14 protein-coding genes and 1 pseudogene are annotated in these 17,876 nt (G+C 64.4%); 8 read left to right on the top strand and 7 right to left on the bottom strand.

Annotated features, from left to right (window positions below):
• Window positions 1–213: 213 nt before the first annotated feature.
• Entirely contained in the window at window positions 214–1,089 is an 876-nt protein-coding gene (locus tag DB459_RS25055; RefSeq protein ID WP_253709353.1) for an ion channel, read from the bottom strand.
• A gap of 212 nt (window positions 1,090–1,301) precedes the next feature.
• Between DB459_RS25055 and DB459_RS25050 the strand changes: the two genes are divergently transcribed.
• Window positions 1,302–1,919 carry a ParB-like protein gene (locus tag DB459_RS25050; protein ID WP_253709350.1) on the top strand — a complete coding sequence of 206 codons (618 nt, stop codon included), beginning with the start codon at window positions 1,302–1,304 and terminating at the stop codon, window positions 1,917–1,919.
• A 193-nt stretch (window positions 1,920–2,112) separates the two neighbouring features.
• Here DB459_RS25050 and DB459_RS25045 read toward each other — a convergent pair whose 3' ends face one another.
• Entirely contained in the window at window positions 2,113–2,691 is a 579-nt protein-coding gene (locus DB459_RS25045; protein ID WP_253709347.1) for a peroxidase-related enzyme, read from the bottom strand.
• A gap of 357 nt (window positions 2,692–3,048) precedes the next feature.
• Entirely contained in the window at window positions 3,049–4,794 is a 1,746-nt protein-coding gene (locus tag DB459_RS25040) for an ATP-binding protein (protein ID WP_253709344.1), read from the bottom strand.
• A 503-nt stretch (window positions 4,795–5,297) separates the two neighbouring features.
• Here DB459_RS25040 and DB459_RS25035 point away from each other — a divergent pair.
• The 6 genes from DB459_RS25035 (at window position 5,298) to DB459_RS25010 (ending at window position 12,279) form a co-directional block, all read left to right on the top strand.
• Complete coding sequence (locus tag DB459_RS25035; RefSeq protein WP_253709341.1) at window positions 5,298–7,007, top strand: SagB/ThcOx family dehydrogenase; 1,710 nt, start codon at window positions 5,298–5,300, stop codon at window positions 7,005–7,007.
• A 15-nt stretch (window positions 7,008–7,022) separates the two neighbouring features.
• Entirely contained in the window at window positions 7,023–7,355 is a 333-nt protein-coding gene (locus tag DB459_RS25030; protein ID WP_253709339.1) for a hypothetical protein, read from the top strand.
• The gene (locus DB459_RS25025; RefSeq protein ID WP_253709336.1) at window positions 7,352–8,311 is read left to right on the top strand and encodes a DUF364 domain-containing protein; all 960 of its coding nucleotides are present in this window, start codon (window positions 7,352–7,354) and stop codon (window positions 8,309–8,311) included. Before DB459_RS25030 ends, DB459_RS25025 begins: the two co-directional genes overlap by 4 nt.
• Window positions 8,312–8,503: 192 nt before the next feature.
• Window positions 8,504–9,610 (top strand): FAD-dependent oxidoreductase, encoded by a 1,107-nt coding sequence (locus DB459_RS25020; RefSeq protein WP_253709334.1) that lies wholly within the window; start codon window positions 8,504–8,506, stop codon window positions 9,608–9,610.
• Window positions 9,607–11,304 carry an ATP-binding protein gene (locus DB459_RS25015; RefSeq protein WP_253709332.1) on the top strand — a complete coding sequence of 566 codons (1,698 nt, stop codon included), beginning with the start codon at window positions 9,607–9,609 and terminating at the stop codon, window positions 11,302–11,304. Before DB459_RS25020 ends, DB459_RS25015 begins: the two co-directional genes overlap by 4 nt.
• A gap of 282 nt (window positions 11,305–11,586) precedes the next feature.
• Complete coding sequence (locus tag DB459_RS25010; protein ID WP_253709331.1) at window positions 11,587–12,279, top strand: outer membrane protein; 693 nt, start codon at window positions 11,587–11,589, stop codon at window positions 12,277–12,279.
• Window positions 12,280–12,372: 93 nt separating this feature from the next.
• Here the strand turns inward: DB459_RS25010 and DB459_RS25005 are convergent, their stop codons facing one another.
• From DB459_RS25005 to DB459_RS24995, 3 genes and pseudogenes are all read right to left on the bottom strand, one after another.
• Entirely contained in the window at window positions 12,373–13,353 is a 981-nt protein-coding gene (locus DB459_RS25005) for a tripartite tricarboxylate transporter substrate binding protein (protein ID WP_371926820.1), read from the bottom strand.
• Between the two features lie 357 nt (window positions 13,354–13,710).
• Window positions 13,711–15,024, bottom strand: a complete 1,314-nt coding sequence (gene dctA / locus DB459_RS25000; RefSeq protein WP_253709330.1) for a C4-dicarboxylate transporter DctA — start codon at window positions 15,022–15,024, stop codon at window positions 13,711–13,713.
• Window positions 15,025–15,074: 50 nt separating this feature from the next.
• Window positions 15,075–16,045: pseudogene (locus tag DB459_RS24995) on the bottom strand (amidohydrolase).
• A 270-nt stretch (window positions 16,046–16,315) separates the two neighbouring features.
• On the opposite strand from DB459_RS24995, the gene DB459_RS24990 reads away from it, so the two are divergent.
• A complete protein-coding gene (locus tag DB459_RS24990) occupies window positions 16,316–16,720 on the top strand; it encodes a carboxymuconolactone decarboxylase family protein (RefSeq protein ID WP_253709329.1) in 405 nt (134 codons plus the stop codon).
• A 52-nt stretch (window positions 16,721–16,772) separates the two neighbouring features.
• Here the strand turns inward: DB459_RS24990 and DB459_RS24985 are convergent, their stop codons facing one another.
• Entirely contained in the window at window positions 16,773–17,555 is a 783-nt protein-coding gene (locus DB459_RS24985) for a prephenate dehydrogenase/arogenate dehydrogenase family protein (RefSeq protein WP_253709327.1), read from the bottom strand.
• Between the last annotated feature and the right edge of the window lie 321 nt (window positions 17,556–17,876).

The following is a 17,876-nucleotide window of genomic DNA, read 5'->3' as shown; positions in this document are numbered from 1 at the left end:
TGCGGTGGATCTGTCGCTCGTATCAGCATTGCAGCAAATTCGCCGTGCGCGCGTCAGATCCAAAACCGCACTAGAATCATATTGATGCTTTGATGCTAGCGTCCCTTTGTTTCCAACGTTCGTATGAGCGCCTGCTGCAAAGGAATACGAACGTTAGAAACGGCACACTAGCATAGCCACCCGGCGCGATCCACGAAAAGCGCGGAACGCCGGCTATTCGGGTCGAATCGGCCTGGTGTCGTGGAACCGGCGGTAGTCGACCCGCACACCGCTTTCAGTCGGGCTGACGATATCGACGTAATACCGACCGTGCAGGATATCGCCGGGGCGATAGGTCTTGCGGGCGTGGATCTCCTGTCCGGCCTTTTCGTCGAAGCCGGAGACCAGCAGCACGAGACGGGTTTCGTCGAGGTCCTGCTCGGTCCTTGCGCCGTGATAGAGCGGGCTGTTCTCGTCGATGACATGCAGGACGGTCCAGGTCAGCGCCAGGATCGGATTGTCCCGGCGCTCCAGCGGCAATTCGACGAAGCCGAGATAGCGGCCGCCGTTCGGGGTTGTCTGCAGCGTTACGGCCCAGAGCCGCGCCACGGCATGGGTGATGGCGTTGTGGCGCTCGTTGGCGAAGCGGATCATCAACGTCGGCTTGCCATTGTGCTGCGCGACCACCGGTCTGTCGGCGAACAGGAAGCGGGCTCGCGGCCGGGAGAAACGGGCGAAGATCAGTCCGGTCATCAGCGACATCGAGAAGATGCCGGTAAACAATTCGACGGTCGCGATAAAATGCCCGTAATGGGTCTGCGGATGCATGTCGCCGTAGCCGGCGGTCGAGAGCGTCTCGATGCTGAAATAGAAATATTCGATGAAGGCCTGACCGCTGGCGTTCGCGATCGGATCACGGCCGAACCAATACAACGTGGCGAACATGGCATTGAAGAGCAGGAAGACCATCGCTGCCCCGGCAATGAAGGCCGGCCAGGAGGCCGTCATGCAACTGTGGCTGAGGTCGTGGAGGAATCGGCGACGCACGCCCTCGGCGACGATTTCCCATTCGTCGAGACGGGTCACATGCGGCCGCCTGAACAACTTCATGCGTCGGGCCTTGGGGGGCGAGATTTCATTGCCATCGTGCTGACTGTATACCGAAGTGACTGCATACCGAAACGCCGGCGCGATCAAGCCGCCGGCATCCGGTCGTCTTCTGACGGACGGCGCGGAATCATGCCATCGTCAGACCGGTTGCCACGTTCACTTTCATCCGTCACCTTCATCGTTACTGCGATGCACTGCCCAAGGGAGCTTCGATGAGCAAGCGCGAGCCAATTCTCAACTTGATTCCGATCCTGTCGCTGCAGCCGACCCAGCTCACGGTCGGCATGCGGGAGGTTCGCGAAAAGCAAAAGCGTTGGCGCGAACACAAGCCCAAGAAGCGAGCCGCACTGCTCGGCCGTCACATGATCCCGGTCGTGCTCGGTCCGGATGAGCGGCACTATGTCATCGATCATCACCACTTGGCGCGGGCGCTCCACGAGGAGGGCGTCAAGGACGTGCTGGTCAACGTGGTCGCCGATCTCGGCATGGTCGAACCGAAATCGTTCTGGACCGTCATGGAGGGGCGTCGCTGGGTCTATCCCTACGACGCCAAGGGCGCCCGCCACGATTATCGCAAGCTGCCGAAGACCGTGGCCGATCTGAAGGACGATCCGTTCCGCAGTCTTGCCGGCGAATTACGCCGGGTCGGCGGTTTCGCCAAGGACACCACGCCCTTCAGCGAATTTCTCTGGGCGGACTTTCTGCGCAACCGCATGTCGCGCAAGAACGTGGAGGTCGACTTCTCCAAGGCGATCGAGCGGGCTCTCACCTTCGCCAAGAGCCAGGACGCGATCTATCTGCCCGGCTGGTGCGGTCCGGTGGCGGAGTAAGTGTGGACGCGCTCCAGTCCTCGTGGTCCGAGACGGCCGGCTTCGCCTGCCGCTCACCATGAAGAGAGGGCTGTTCGGCGCGACGCAAATGTGTCTTCCTCATGGTGAGGGGCGGCACCGGGTCCGCGACGCGGCCCGATGACGAACTCCGCGCCGTCTCGAGCCATGAGGCCCGACACGGCGGCGAGAGCGATCAGCTCTTCGGCACACGGCCCATCAGGAAGAACTCGTCATTGGGCATCATGCCGGTGACGTTGGCGATCCGGTTCGACATGCCGAAGAAGGCACTGATCGCGGCGATGTCCCAGATCGCCTCGTTGCTGAAGCCGTGCTCCTGCAGCGCGGCGAAGTCCGCCTCGTCGACGGTGTGTGATTGCGTGGTGACTTTCACCGCGAAGTCGAGCATCGCTCGCTGCCGCTGCGTGAGGTCGGCCTTGCGGTAGTTGACCGCAATCTGATCGGCGAGCAGCGGCTTCTTGGCGCGGATCCGCAGCACGGCGCCGTGGGCGATCACGCAGTACAGGCACTGGTTCACGGCGCTGGTCGCCACCACCACCATCTCGCGCTCGGCCTTGGTCAGTCCCTCGTCCTTGTCCATCAGCGTGTCATGATAGGCGAAGAAGGCGCGGAACTCCTCCGGCCTGCGCGCCAGCATCAGGAACACATTGGGCACGAAGCCGGATTTTTCCTGCACTGCGAGGATGCGGGTGCGGATGTCTGCGGGCAGGTCGTCCAGCCTGGCGAAGGGAAAACGATCGGGCGCGTTGGTCATGTCTTGTCCATTCATTCGCAGATCGGAAGTGCCGGGCTAGTGTCCCGTCCCCGAATGACCGCTTCATTTGCCGCATGCTCGGACGGTCATTCGGAGACAAAGGGACACTAGCATCATTATGATTCTAGTGTGGTTTCGGATCTGACGCTCGTTCGAAAAACTCGCTGCAATACTGAAACGAGCGTCAGATCCACCACACTAGCAAAATCAAAAAGCTAGTGCGGCTTATGTCTCGCAATTGCCTGCTGGGGCTTGCCGCAAACGACTTAGGCAATTGCAAGACGCCGCACCAGGGGGCCGGCGGCAATCGCGAGAGTAGACGATGGAAGGCCCGCCGGATAGCGACCGCACCGTCCGTCAGCGCAGCGGCCGCTTCAACAACGAAAAGCGATCGGGGTCGAGGCCGAGCGAGGGTTGCAGCATCGGCGCTTCAGCGGCGCGCGGCAGCATTTTTTCCTGCGCTGTCAGGTCAACCGGCACATCGCGGCTGGTGGTCGCTCCGCGCCAGCGTTCCAGCACCGAGGCAACGAAATGGACATCCTGGCCGCGGCCGGAGCCTGCCACTGTCGCGATGGTCGCTTCGCTGCGCGGCAGTTGATGAGCCGGCACCTCCTTGAAGCGCAGCCGCGTCGGCAGCGCGACGCCTTCGCCGAAGGCCAGCACCTCGCGGGTGCCGAGCGAGGGGACGAAGGACAGGAGATTGGCTGCGGCATCCGATATCGCGGAGCGCAGCAGCGACTGGTCGCGCTCATTGGCGAGGCGCATGGCGAACAGGGTATTGCATTGCGAGATGATGGTGGCGTCGAGTTCGGCCGGGCGCTGGGTGACGAGGCCGAGGTAGACGCCGTACTTGCGACCTTCCTTGGCGATCCGCGACACCGCTTTGCGGGTCGGGCCGAAGCCGATGCTGCGGTCGGCGGAGACATAGCGGTGCGCCTCTTCGCAGACGAACAGCATCGGCGAGGCGCCGTCGCTCCAGAGGCCGAAATCGAAGGCCATGCGGCACAGCACCGAGATCACTGAATCGACCACCTCCGCCGGAAAGCCGGCGAGCTGCATCACCGTCATCGGCCGGCCGTTGGCCGGCAAGCGGAACAGGTGGCTGATCACTTCCGCCATGGTGTCGCCGCCGACATTGGCGTTGTCGAACATGAAGGCGTAGCGCGGATCGTTCTTCACGGTTTCGATGCGCGAAATCAGCTTATGATAGACGATGCGCGAGGAGCGGTTCTCGAGCTTGCCCATGCGTTCGTCGATCTGGGCGATCAGGTCGACGAGCCGGAAGGGCACCGGCGTATCGACCGTGAAGCCGACCGTCTTCGGATCGACGCGCTTGACACCGAGGCGGTCGGAGCTCTGGTATTGCGTGTATAGCCCCTTGGCGATCGGGATTACCTCGGAGAGGATCTCGAGTTCTTCCGGCACGCCGGGTCGGCCGCCGAAGAAGACGTCGACGATCTCCTCGAAATTGAACAGCCAGAACGGCAGCTTGATGTTGCGCGGGTTGAGCACCAGCGCCCGATTGCCAAAGCAGCGGCCATATTCGTTGTGGACGTCGAGCAGGAAGACGCGAAGATTCGGCCGCGCCTGGAGGATCTCGTTGAGCAGCAGCGAAACGCCGGTCGATTTACCGACGCCGGTTGAGCCGAGCACCGCGAAATGCTTGTTGAGCATTTCCTCGATGTCGATATAGGCGAGCACGCTCGGATCCTGCTGCAGCATGCCGACATGAATGTGGTCGGATTTCGCCGGCGTATAGATCGTGCGCAGTTGCTGGTTGTTGGTGAGGTCGGCCGGATCGCCGATCGTGGGATAGATCGTGACGCCTCGCTGGAATTTCGGGTTCGGTCCGCCGGAGATCTCGCCGAGCAGGTCGACCGAGGCGACCGCGACATAGTGGTCGTCAGCCGACAGATGCTCGCTCGAGACTTCGGTGATCAAGCCGATGATGGTCGAGGTCGTGCAATGAATGCTGAGGAAGCGCCCCACCGTGGCGCGGATGTCGCTTTGCGGCGTCGCGTTGCCGCCGAGCAGTCCGATGCGGGCCTCGGATCCGCGCACCAGAACGACACGACCGAAGGAGGTGGAGGCGGGACTCTGCATTGTCGGATGACGGCTCTCAATTCGGGAAGAATTTCCCACCGACTATGGAAGGTGCGGCTGGACAAAGGGTTAAGCCTCGCCCCGAAGTGCTGCCGATGCCGCGGCACAAATATTAAGCGCGGCAGGCGGCCCGCTCGAAAGGGCTGATTTGTCAGGGCCGGGCGGCTGGGGGACGGGGCGCACCTGTTAAGCAGGCGTTTACCCTGTCGCGCGCTGGCGCGGAACTTGCTCCACCTGCCGTTGGATTGGTCGAGAGCCGGGCGGCGCACCGTCAACGATGCGCTGCGCCTACGGAAAATGACGTCATGGAGCGAAAGCCGACATTCGCGTGTGGCGCGAAGCTGACATTATGTGATGCCGAGGCGGAGCTGTGGTCGTGCGGCCTCTCGTAATTGCCTCCCCTCTTGCCGCAGGTGCATTTTGATTTTGCTTGTGTCCTTACGTCTCCGTATGACCGCCGGAGCGTGCGGCGAATGGGGCGGTCATTCGGAGACAGGACACTCGTGAGCGACGCCCGGGCGATCGTCGACGCCTATCATCGTGAGACCAAGCACCGGCTGCAGGGCTACGCGCCGAGCCCCGGTTTTCTCGATTGGGACAGTCAGCCGGATCCATTCCGACGTTTCGCGGGGGCCGCCGTGATGCCATTGCCGTTGGCAAGGGGCGGGGGGAGCTGCCGCTATGACGATCTCTACACTGTGCCGAGCGGTCAGCCAGCCGCCGTCACGGGCGACGATCTCGGCCTGTTTTTCGAACTCAGTCTTGGACTGAGCGCCTGGAAGAGCGCGGGGCCGGACCGCTGGGCGTTACGCAACAACCCCTCCAGCGGCAATCTGCATCCGACCGAGGGCTATCTGCTGGTGTGGCGGGCGCTGGACGAAGACGTCGTTCCGGGGCTGTACCACTACGCGCCTTATGATCATGCGCTGGAACGGCGTGCCGTCCTGCCGGTGGAGGCGGCTGCGCGGTTCGCCGCAGCGACGCCGGGCAGCTTCGGCGCCCTCGGCCTGTCATCGATCATCTGGCGCGAGGAGTGGAAATACGGCGCGCGGGCGTTCCGCTATTGTCAGCACGACGTCGGACATGCGCTCGCCGGCGCGCGCTTTGCCGCTCGCGTCGCAGGCTGGCGCCTATGTGTCGATCCGCGGCCCGGCGATGCCCGGGTCGCGGCCTGCCTCGGCCTCGATCGCCCGGACGATTTCGCCGGCGCCGAGCCCGAGCATCCGGATCTCCTGGCGGTGCTCGCCGACGGCGACATCGCGGCGGCGCCCGACTGGGGGGCGATTGCAGCCGCCCTCGAGCAGTGGACGGGGCACGCCAATCGCCTGAGCCAGGAGCGGGTGCGCTGGCCGCAAATCGCCCGCGTGCTGCCGGCCGTGGCCAAGACTGACGTGGGTGCGGCTGACGTGGGCGCAACCGGCCTGGGCGCGACGAACCTGGGCGTGCCCGCCATGCCGCGGGCGGTGGCGCCGGCCGCCGCGGTCGGCCCACCGCGCCGGCTCGACGCCGTGACCGTCATCCGCCGTCGGCGCAGCGCTCAACGCATGGATGGCCTCAGCGCCATGTCCTTCGCCGATTTCGAGCGGGCGATGGCGCGCACGCTGCCGAGCCATGCTCGTGCGCCGCTCGATGCCTTTCCATTCTCTCCCGCGCTCGATCTGTTGCTCTTCATCCATGCCGTGGAGGGAATTCCGCCCGGCCTCTATCTGCTGAGCCGCGCACCCGGGCGTTTCACGGCCTTGCGTGATGGCTGTGCGTCCTCGCCCGGGCTCGCTTTCGCGCGGCTGACGAACACGGACCTGCCGCTCTATGCGTTACGCGGCGGCGACGAACGCAGGCTCGCCTCGGCGCTCTGCTGTCATCAGGGCATCGCCGGGCGTGGCGCCTTTTCAGTCGGCATGATCGCCGATGTCGCACGTGTGCTCGACGAGGAGGGGCCCTGGGCCTACCGCCGTCTGCACTGGGAGGCCGGCATGATCGGTCAGATTCTCTATCTCGAGGCGGAATCTGCGGACTTGCGTGGAACCGGGATCGGCTGTTTCTTCGACGATGAAGTGCACGATGTTCTCGGTCTGCGCGCCGACGGTGGCTGGCAGAGCCTCTATCATTTCACCATCGGCGGCGCGATGGCGGATGATCGGCTCGGGTTGGAGCCGGCCTATGCCCATCTTGCTGATCGGACGCCAAATGCCGAGCCAAGATCTCAGTCATGAGCCGACAGGACGACCATGAGCCAGAACTGGCCCGAACTCGCCGATTATGTCCATCTTTTCCAGCTCTATGGAGCGGACCTGAGCGAGATGTATCTGGACGATGACGCCGATCGCTACGCGCTTTTGTTCGAGCAGGTTGTCGGCCTGCTGACGGCGCCGCCGTCGCCCTTCAACCTGTCGCTGCCCGAGCCGTTCCGGATCACCGCGCAGCGCTATCGCGAAGGCCACCCGGCAACTCTGGCCCACCTCGCCGACGCCGGCAACCGCAACTTCATGCTCAGCGACCTCTACGATCTCGTCATGCTCAAAGGCGGCCTCGACCTCAAACGCCACGAGGTCCGGCCATGATCGACATCGCGCGGGCTTCGGCGCCGACCGATCTCATCCTGGCGCGCGCTGCGGCGAGCGAGGCGCGCATCGCGAGGATGTGCATCGGCCTGACCTGGACAACGTGTTCAACCGGCGAGGGCCTCGGCCTTGCCATGAGCCCCGGGGTTGCCTCGCGCGTGCTGCCATGGCCGGGGACGGTGGCCGGGCGGCAGGTCGGCGAGGTGGCCGGCTGGTTGTCGTCGTGGAATCCATTCGAGGCGACGGTGGGCCTCGCGGCGGCCAATGCGATAATCAACTCATCCGGCAATCCGGTGATGGCGGGCGCAAACGCGCTGGCGCCGGGCAATCTCGCGGTCTTCGAGCATTTCCGGCCGCGGCTCGATGGCCGCAAGGTGGTGGTGATCGGCCGTTATCCGGGGCTCGACCGCGTGCTGAAGGGCCTCGACGTGACCGTGATCGAGCGACAGCCGGCGGAAGGCGACCTGCCGGACACGGCCGCCGAACTGGTCGTGCCGGATGCCGACTGGGTATTTCTGACGGCGACAACCCTGATCAACAAGACCTTTCATCGTCTCGCCGCCTTGTCGCGCGAGGCGGTCACGGTGCTGATGGGCCCGTCGATGCCGTGGCTGGCGGAATGGGCTGAGTTCGGCATCGATTTTCTCGCCGGCGTGACCGTGATCGACCCGGCGAAGACCGAGCAGATCGCCGCGGAGGGGGGCGGGACGCGGCTGTTCGAAGGCGGCGTGCAATATGCGGTCGCCGATATCGGCCAGGCGCGCATGGCCGCAGCCAAGGCGGAGATCGCCAACAGGGTGGCGCGGCGTGAGGCGCTGAAAGCGGAGATGGCCTCCTGGCACGACAGCGGCAACGCCGGCCGGTTCCCGCGCGGTGCGGAACTGGTCGACATCGACGCGAAGCTGTCGCGCCTCGACACCCGCTTCAAGCGCATGTGGGACGCCCGTAACGGCTGAGCGGCTGAGCGGCTGAGCGGCTTCCGGCGATCGTCGGTCCATCGGCTCTGGCACGCGGCGTGCACCGTGACGGCTGTGCAGCGCGAACAGACCATCGGCGTTCCGATTGCTCCGGCGACGGCGTGGATGGTTGTCGGGTTTCCGACGTGACGGTGCGTGCCGGAGGCTAAGCGGACAGATCGGATCTTGCCCATGTTGGATATCGCGATCGTCGGCGGCGGCCTTTGCGGCCTCGCACTGGCGCAACGATTAACCGCGCGCCGGGCCGATTTTGGCCTGTTCGAGGCGCGCGACCGGCTCGGCGGGCGCATTCTGTCGCGTCGCTGCCCGGTGACCGCCATTGACTTCGACCTCGGGCCGGCCTGGGTCTGGCCTGACCAGCCGGCCATCAACGAGCTCTGCCGCAGCCTCGATCTGCACCTGGAGCCGCAAAAGGACGATGGCAGTGTCGTGGTGCTGAGCGAGGCCGATGGTCGGCCCAAGCGGCTCGAGCATGAGCGGCTTCATCTCGGCGCGCAGCGCATCGCGGGCGGCACCGGCGAGTTGACCGCAGCGTTGGCGCAGCGGATTCCGGCGGAGCGCATCCACCTCTCTCATGCGCTGGTCGCGCTGACCGATCGCGGCGAGCACGTTGAGCTGGTGTTTCAGACGGGGCGGACTGAAATCGTCGCCACTGCGCGCCGGGTCGTGCTCGCGATGCCGCCGCGGCTTGTCGAAGAGCACGTCCTGTTCGCGCCTCAGCTCTCGCCGGACCTTATGCACGCCATGCTGGCGACACCGACCTGGATGGCCGCGACTGCCAAGGCGGTCATGACCTATGGCGAGCGGCCGGAGTTGCGCGAACGCAGCGGCGCCGGCAATGCATTCGTCACCCACGAGCAGGCGACGCTCGCCGAAATCTTCGATGCCTCGGCGGCGGACGGCCGTCTGGCCCTCGGCGGGTTCCTGGCGCTGTCGGCGAAGCTGCGGCGCGCGTTTCGCAAGGGCTTGCCGCTCCTGGTTGCCAACCAGTTCGCCCAGGTCTTCGGCGCCGGCTTCGAGGACGGCGAACTCGCGGTGCAGGACTGGGCCGAAGAGGCCCGCACCTGCGCCAGCCAGGACGTGCTCGAGCCGCTGGCCCGCGACCTGTCGCATCGTGCCGATCCGCGGCTCTCCGCCGCGCTCTGGGATGGCCGGGTCCTGCTGGGCGGATCGGAAACCGCCGCTGATCATGCCGGCTACCTCGAAGGCGCGCTGATTGCGGCGAGCCGGCTTGAGGGCCAGCTGCAGGCACGCGCGGAGACAGGACACTACCGATGAAGCTCGAACTCGAGCGTCCGATCGTTGAAGTGCTGGCGGGGAAATTCGAGCGGCTCGCCTCGCTCAAGGACCAGCTCCGATTCGGCAACCGCGCCGAGATTGCGTTCGCGGCGCTGGCCGGCGAGGAGATCGATTTCCTCTGTGATCTCTATCAGCGCGCAGGGCCGCGGCTTGAGGCGCGGGCCGCCCATCTGACGACCCTGCGGCGGGCGCTGCTCGAGGAGGCCGAGCCATTCGCGCCCGCCAGTCTCGAGGAGGCGCTGCTGGCGCTCGCGCGCTATCTCACCACCAACGTGGAGCGAGGTTGGCTGTTCGCCACCGGGCTTACCGACAAGCCGCTGCCCTATGTGGTGACGCGGATCGATTTCGTGCCCGCCTCCAACGAGGAGAGCGGCAAGATCTTCGTCGAGCTCAAGGCCAATGCCAAAGGGGCGCTGACGTCATTCACGCTGCGGGTGACCGAACGCGACCTCGCTTATCGGACCATCGGCGAACTGCTGGCGGGCAAGGGCTTCCTCAAGGAGACGCCCGAGCTGATCGCTGCCTATGACGAGACCGCGACGCGCTATTTCGAGTGGCGGGCGCTCTACGGCAGCCAGTTCACCGGCCAGGGTGTCGGCTACTACGCCGATGATCCGTCCTCTACCCATCGCGACACCGACTGGTCGCGCAAGGACGTCATCGTGCTGTCGACCAGCGGAGGCGGCGCTCGTCTCGTCAATGACGAGGAAGTGCTGCGCAATCGAAGCCTGACACTGGAAGCGCCGGGCGACATTTTCGGACCCTTTCTGCGCAAGGCCGGCAAGAGCAACCATTACGACGGCGAGGACGAGATCAGACAGATCCAGGCGGCGATGCCGCCCGGCCTGTTCACCCGGATGCCGGTGCACCCCTTCATTTTCGTCTTTCATCTCGATCTGCACCATTATTTATGGGTGCATACCGGCGACATGGCGCCCTACGCCTACCAGCCGGAGCTGCGCCACAAGCTGGTGCTGCCGCGAGAACAGACCGATCTGATCGACATCCTCACCGCCGAGATGGACGTGCTGATGGACGATATCGTTGCCGGCAAGTCCGGCGGCACCACCGTGCTGTGCGCCGGCCCACCCGGGGTCGGCAAGACGCTGACCGCCGAGGTCTATTCCGAAATCATCAGGCGGCCACTCTATCGCGTCCATTCCGGTCAGCTCGGCCTCAACGTCGCGGCGATGGAGACGGCGCTCAAGGACGTGCTGACACGGGCGCAGCGCTGGGGCGCGGTGATGCTGATCGACGAGGCCGACGTCTATATCCGCAGCCGCGCCGACGACATGACCGCGAATGCGGTGGTCGGCGTCTTCCTGCGCGTGCTTGAATATTTCAATGGGCTGCTCTTCCTGACCACCAATCGCGTCGAGGATATCGACGAGGCGATCGTGTCCCGCTGCATCGCCATGATCCGCTTCCATCCGCCCGATTCGGCAGGGCGTCGCCGCATCTGGGAGGTGATGGCCGGGCAGTTTGGCCTGCCGCTCGGGCCCGAACTGGTGGCGCGGCTGGCCGACGTCTTCCCGGCGGCGAGCGGGCGCGACATCAAGGGGCTCGCCAAGCTGGTCGCCAAATGGTGCCAACACAAATCGGAATCTCCGACGCTGGAGGTGTTTCGGCGCTGCGCGGTGTTTCGCGGCATGGACGCCGTGGGGCAGGGGTGAGGGCGTGCGATCGCCACGCAGCCTGTCCCTGTCGGTTGCGTCGCGCGGGCTCTGCACGTCAGTAGCAGGGTCTCCGGCAGCGGTGGTGTGTTCGTAATGTAATTTAAGTGTCTCAAATATATTATTAATTTGCCGCTGTCGGCGGGTCGTTCAAGGCTTCAGATGGCTGTTGTAGATATACCACTACGTCAAGATTCTACCTGCGATCGACCGCTGCTGGCTTGCAGTTGTAGCGCAAGGTGTGTTGCTAGGATCGCAATCTGTAATTGGGGCTGATCCTAAATGAAGAAAATTCTGCTTTCCTGCACCGCTCTCCTTGCCGTTGTTTCGACCGCGTCTGCTGCCGATCTGGCGGCCCGGCCCTATACCAAGGCGCCGGTGGTTGCGCTGTCGCCGGCGACCAACTGGTCGGGCTTCTATATCGGCGCGATGGGCGGTTACGGCTGGTCGAACCGGGTCGAAGTCTCGGGCATTGCGACCACCACCAGCGACATCAAGGGCGGCTTCGGCGGCGGCACCGTCGGCTGGAACTGGCAGGCGCCGGGCAGCCAGTTCGTCTTCGGTATCGAAGTCGATGCGGCCGGTGCGGACCTCAGCTATTCCGACACCTCGCTTGGCATTTTGGCCGAAGAGAAGATTCGCGCCTTCGGCAGCGTGACCGGCCGTGTCGGCATGGCGTTCAATTCAGCGCTGCTGTACGTCAAGGGCGGCTATGCTTGGGCTGACAACAAGGTGGCCTTCACCGGTGGCGGCTTCAATTTCTCAGACAGCAAGCTGCATTCCGGCTACACGGTCGGCGCCGGCCTCGAATACATGTTCGTGCCGAACTGGTCGGCGAAGGTCGAATACATGTATGCCGATTACGGTCGCCAGACCTACTTCAATGCCGTCGATTTCTCGGTGTCGACCCATACGATCAAGGCTGGCATCAACTACCACTTCAACTGGGGCGGCCCGGTCGTCGCTGGTTACTGAGCCGTACCGCATCCCCGCGCGGCGATAGTGAGAAAGACGGACCCTCGGCACTGCCGGGGGTCCTTTTTTTCGGAGCGTTCCTGCGCCAGCGCCTCACTCCACCTTGATCTGGGCCTCCTTGAGCACCGGCTCCCATTTTGCCGCCTCGGCGTGGATCAAGGCGTCGAATTCCTGCGGCGAGTTTCCCACCGGGGTTGCTCCGATCTTGTCCAGCGCTGCGACAACAACCGGATCATGAAGGGCGCCGACGATGTCCCGGTTCAGCTTCTGTGTCAGTTCGGGCGACAGACCGGCGGGCGCCAGAAAGCCCCACCATACCGCGGCGTCATAGCCGGGCAGGCCGGACTCGGCGACCGTCGGCACCTCGGGCAGTTGCTTGGCGCGCGTCGCCGTCGTGACCGCCAGCACGCGTACCGCGCCGCCGTCGAGCTGACCGATGACTTCTGGAAGCGGATTGATGCTCATCGGTACCTCGCCCGCGATGACCGCCATCAGGGCGGGGGCACCGCCCTTGTAAGGCACCGCGACGATGCTGACCTTCGCCATGTATTTGAGCAACTCGCCGGCGAGGTGGGCCGAGGTGCCGTTGCCCGACATGCCGTAGGATAGCGAGTCCGGCTTTTCCCTGGCGCGGGCGATGAGCTCCTTCAGGTCGCTGATACCGCTTTTCTTCGAGACCACGACGGCGAGCGGGGAATAGGCGATCTCCGTGATTGCAGAGAAGTTCTTGAATGTATCATAAGGCAGCTTCGGATAGATGAACTGGTTGAGCGGATGTCCGCTCGCGACCAGGATCAGCGTGTAGCCGTCGGGAGCAGACTGGGCGAGAGCCTGCGAGGCAATCACGCCGCCGGCACCGGGGCGGTTCTCGATGACCGGCTGCTGTCCCCAGGTTTTCGACAGGGATTGGCCGATCGTCCTGGCGAGAACGTCGACCGCGCCACCTGCGGCGTAGGGCACGAGAATCCTCACAGGCTTGGTGGGAAACGCATCGGCCGCGGCGGTGCTGCAGCCGAGTGACGCGATCATCGCGGCGGCGGCAAAGCCGGCGGTCAGTGCTCTCAATGCGATCATGGTCGGTACCTCGGTCGGGATTGAACCTGTCGTGTCTATGTATCGTGTCGATGTGTCCGGTCGCGCCCAGGGCGCGACGCCCTTGAGGCCGGCGCGATCGACCGCACCCCGAACGAGGCCGGTCGATTGGATCTCGGCGGTGAACTGGCCGAGGAATTCGATGGTGGCCTCGCGGCCTTTTGGAATGCCAATGGCATGGCGTTCGACGCCCCATATGGGCCTGATCGACGTCGGATGCCTTCGCCGCGCCGAGCGAGAGCGCCAGAAGGGCTGCCGCTATCGCCATCGCGCGTCGCCGCGTGGGATGGACCGGGCGGGAATTTGCCATTCGCCGTCTTCTGTTTGATGATGACCGGATCAGGCTCCGCCATCCGGCGCCTCGCCGGCATCGAGCACAAGGCGCATGCGGGCGGCGTCGAGGGCATTTTCCCATTTGGCGATCACGATGGTGGCAACTGCATTGCCCACCAGGTTGGTCGGCGTCAACGCCTGGGACATCAGGCGATGAACTCCGAGCACCAGCGCCACGCTGGCGACCGGAATGGTGCCGCCGGCGGCCAGCGTCGCCGCCAGCACCACGAAGGCGGCGCCTGCGATCCCCGCCGCGCCCTTCGATGTCACGAGCAGGATCAGCAGCAGCCCGACCTGATGGCTGATATCGAGATGGGTGTTGGTCGCCTGGGCGAGGAAGACGGCGGCAGTGGCGAGATAGAGACAGGTGCCGTCGAGATTGAAGGAATATCCGGTCGGGATCACCAGGCCGACGATGCTGCGCTCGCAGCCGAGCGCCTCCAGCTTGGACAACATACGTGGCAGCACCGTTTCCGACGAGGTCGTTGCGATGCAGACCAAAAGCTCCTCCCAGAGGTAGCGGATCAGTTTCCAGAGGCTGAAGCCGCATAGCGCGGAGATCGGCCCCAGCACCACCGCGATGAAGATCACGCAGGTGACATAGAAGCCGCCGATCAGCTTGCCGAGCGAGGACAGCGAGCCGAGGCCGAATTTGCCGACCGTGAAGGCGATGGCGCCGAAGGCGCCGAGCGGCGCCGCCCACATCACGATCTTGACCATGCCGAAGATCATCTTGGCGCCGACGTCGATCACGTCGGTCATCGGCTTGGCGCGCTCGCCGAGCCAGATCAGCGCGAAGCCGCACATCACCGACAGGAACAGCACCTGGAGGATGTTGCCCTCGGCGAAGGCGCCGACGAAGGTCTGCGGAATGATGTTGATCAGGAACGGCACGAAGCCGACCGCCGCAGTCTGCTTGACGTAAGGCTCGACGACGCTGGCATTGATCGAGGAGACGTCCACATTCATCCCCGCGCCGGGCTGCCAGACATTGACGGCCGTAAGACCGATGACGAGCGCGAAGGTGGTGATGACCTCGAAATAGACCAGCGCCTTGACGGCGACGCGCCCGACCTTGGCCATGTCGGCCATGTGGGCGATGCCGTTGACCACGGTACAGAAGATGATCGGCGCGATCAGCATGCGGATCGCCTTGATGAAGGCGTCGCCGAGCGGCTGCATCTGGGTGCCGAGATCGGGGCGCACCGCGCCGAGCGCGATGCCGAGCGCCATGGCGATCATCACCTGAACCCAAAGCTCCTTCCACCAGGCGCGGCGTGAGGTGCGGATCTTCGGGCTCGTTATTGACGTCGTCGTCATATCGTATCCTGCGGCCCCCAGGGGCCGGGTTCGGGGAGAGGGCCCCTGGATCAGGTCCAGGGGGCGAACTTGAACAAACGCTCGGGATTGGTCACCAGCAGCTTGCGCTGCATCGCCGGGTCCGGCGCATAGAGCGGGATCAGGTCGACGAGGTCGCCGTCGTTCGGCATGATCTTCACATTCGGATGCGGCCAGTCGGTACCCCAGAGCACCCGGTCGGGAGCATTGTCAATGAGCCACTTGGCGAAGGGCGCCGAGTCGTGGAACGGCGGCCCCGATGCCGATGCGCGCTCGAGCCCCGTGATCTTGACCCAGCACTTCTCGTCTCTCGCCTGAAGGTCGAGCAGGGCCTTGAACTCCGGATCGTCCAGGCCTTTCGCCGCGCTGATCGTGCCCATGTGGTCGATGACATAGGTTACCGGCAGGGCCTTGAGGATAGGGGTGAATTCGCTGATCGTACCCGCTTCGAGATAGATGTCGACATGCCAGCCGATGGCGGCGACACGGTCGACCAGGGAGCGGAAGACCTTCATGTCGCCGATGCCGCCGAGGCGCTTGAGGAAGGCGAAGCGGCAGGCGCGGATGCCGGCCTTGTCGAGCGCGGCGATCTCTCCATCCGACATGGAATGTTGATATTGGCGACGCCCTTGTAGCGGCCTCCGCTCTGCGCGATGGCGTCAGTGACGACGCGGTTGTCGAAGCCGTGAACGGTGGCGTTGACGATCACGGCGCGCTCCACCCCGATCGCCTGATGCTGCTTGCGGAACATCTCGAGCGGTGCGTCCGGCGGCGAATAGGGCCGGGTCGGCGAAAACGGGTAGACGGCGGCGGGGCCGAAGATATGGGTATGGGTGTCGATGCTGCCGGCTGGGACACGGAATTTCGGCGTCCGCGTGTCGGGGTCGGGACCGGGGATGCTGGGAATGCTGCGGCCTTCAGCTGCGCGTGAAGGATGGCTGGTGCCGAGGGTCGAAGCGAATCCCAGTCCCGCCATGGCGGCGAGCACGTTGCGACGGTGCATGGTCGTTCCTTGAGGATGCCTTGAGGATGAAAGTTGGTTGCTGCGATCGGAAAGTCATGATGGTTCGATCGGCGACGAACTCGGCGAGCGCATCGAGCCCGATCAGGGTCCTGGGCGACGTTCCGCCTGCAGAGCATTGCTGTCCATGGCCGCCCCTCCATTTTGTTCGACGATGGCATATTCTCCGATTGACGGACAATCTGGCCGGAGGGCCTATGACGCCCGTGGCAGGCGCTTATGGCGATGATGTCGGCGGAAGGAGACCCAAGGATGAGCGATGACGCGTCCATGTTCGACAAGGGGCTTGCGGTGCGCCGCGAGGTACTCGGCGCCGATTATGTCGACGGCAGCCTCGCCAAGGCCGACGATTTCATGATGGCGTTCCAGCAGATCACGACCGAATGGTGCTGGGGATATGCCTGGACGCGGCCCGGCCTCGAGCGTCGCTCCCGCAGCATGATCAACCTCGCCATGCTGACGGCTCTCGGCAAGCCGGCGGAGCTCAAGCTGCACGTCAAGGGCGCCTTGCAGAACGGTCTTACCGTCGAGGAGATCAAGGAGATCCTGCTGCACGCCACGGTGTATTGCGGCATCCCGGCCGGGCTCGAGGCCTTCAAGGCGGCGCATGAAGTGCTCAAGGCCGAGGGTGCACTCGCCGGCAAGGTGGCGACATGAGCCGCGATACGGCCGGGGCCCGGCAGCCTCGGGCGAGATGATCTGCGGTATTTCACCCGGGCGCGTCGAGATCGGCATTGAGCATCGACGCCAGTTCAATGAAGCGATCGCGAACGGCCGGCGAAAACGGATTGGACCGTTCGATCGCATGGAACACTTCCGGCGCGTCGTGCCGGACCATGTCGATCGCCTCGACCAGCAGGTCGAAGCTGCGGGTCGTCATGGATGTCGGCAAGGGCTCCATCTGGACCAGGACCTTGGCGATCAAATGGGTCAGTCCCTGGACCACAGCGGCCTCGCGATCGTGCGCTTCGGGAGTGGTCAGGATCACCTCCAGCCGCAGCTTGCGTCGCAGGAAGGCGACCACGCTGCGGCAGCGTTGGCCGCGCACGGGACACACTGCGATCTTCAATCCTGCAATGCCGCCTCTGGCGCTTTGCGGGCCGAACAGCGGGTGCGTTGCCACGATATCGACTTCGCTCGGCAACCCGCTCGTCATGATCTCTGCGGGGATCATCTTGACCGAGCCGACATCGAGCACCACCGCGCCGGGACGGACGTGGGGGGCGACCGCTGCCACCGTCGCGTCGAGGCCGTTCACCGGCGTGGCGACGATCACCACCGGGCAGGCGGCGGCTGCGGCGAGAGACGTGACAGCCGCGTCGCGAAAGGGGATTGAGGCGCCCGCAGGCAGCACGGGATCATGCACGCGCAGGTGGAAGAACGGCCAGAGATGTTCGGCGACAAGCCGTCCGAAGGCGCCGAAACCGATCAGGCCGAGCAACGGTCGATCCTGAGGATGGGACGGGATGAAATCGTCTTTGTCGTGCGACATGGTCTGACCTCGGCGGAGCTCGCAAGGCCAGAGGCGTCCTGATCAGATGAACCGCTGGCGATGCAGCGGTTGATGGATGGCAAAGCACCCCGCCGCTATGAAAGCGGCGCGTAATACATCCGGGGGGTGAGCGGATTGCTGTTCATGGTGATCTTCTAGTGTCCTGTTTCCAACGTTCGTATCCCATTGCAGCAGGCGCTCATACGAACGTTGGAAACAAGGGGACACTAGCATCATTATGATTCTAGTGTGGTTTTGGATCTGACGCTCGTTCGAAGAACTCGCTGCAATACTGAAACGAGCGTCAGATCCACCACACTA

This window comes from Bradyrhizobium sp. WD16 (genome assembly GCF_024181725.1).
GTDB lineage: Bacteria > Pseudomonadota > Alphaproteobacteria > Rhizobiales > Xanthobacteraceae > Bradyrhizobium_A.
This window is presented reverse-complemented; position numbering and strand designations above follow the sequence as displayed.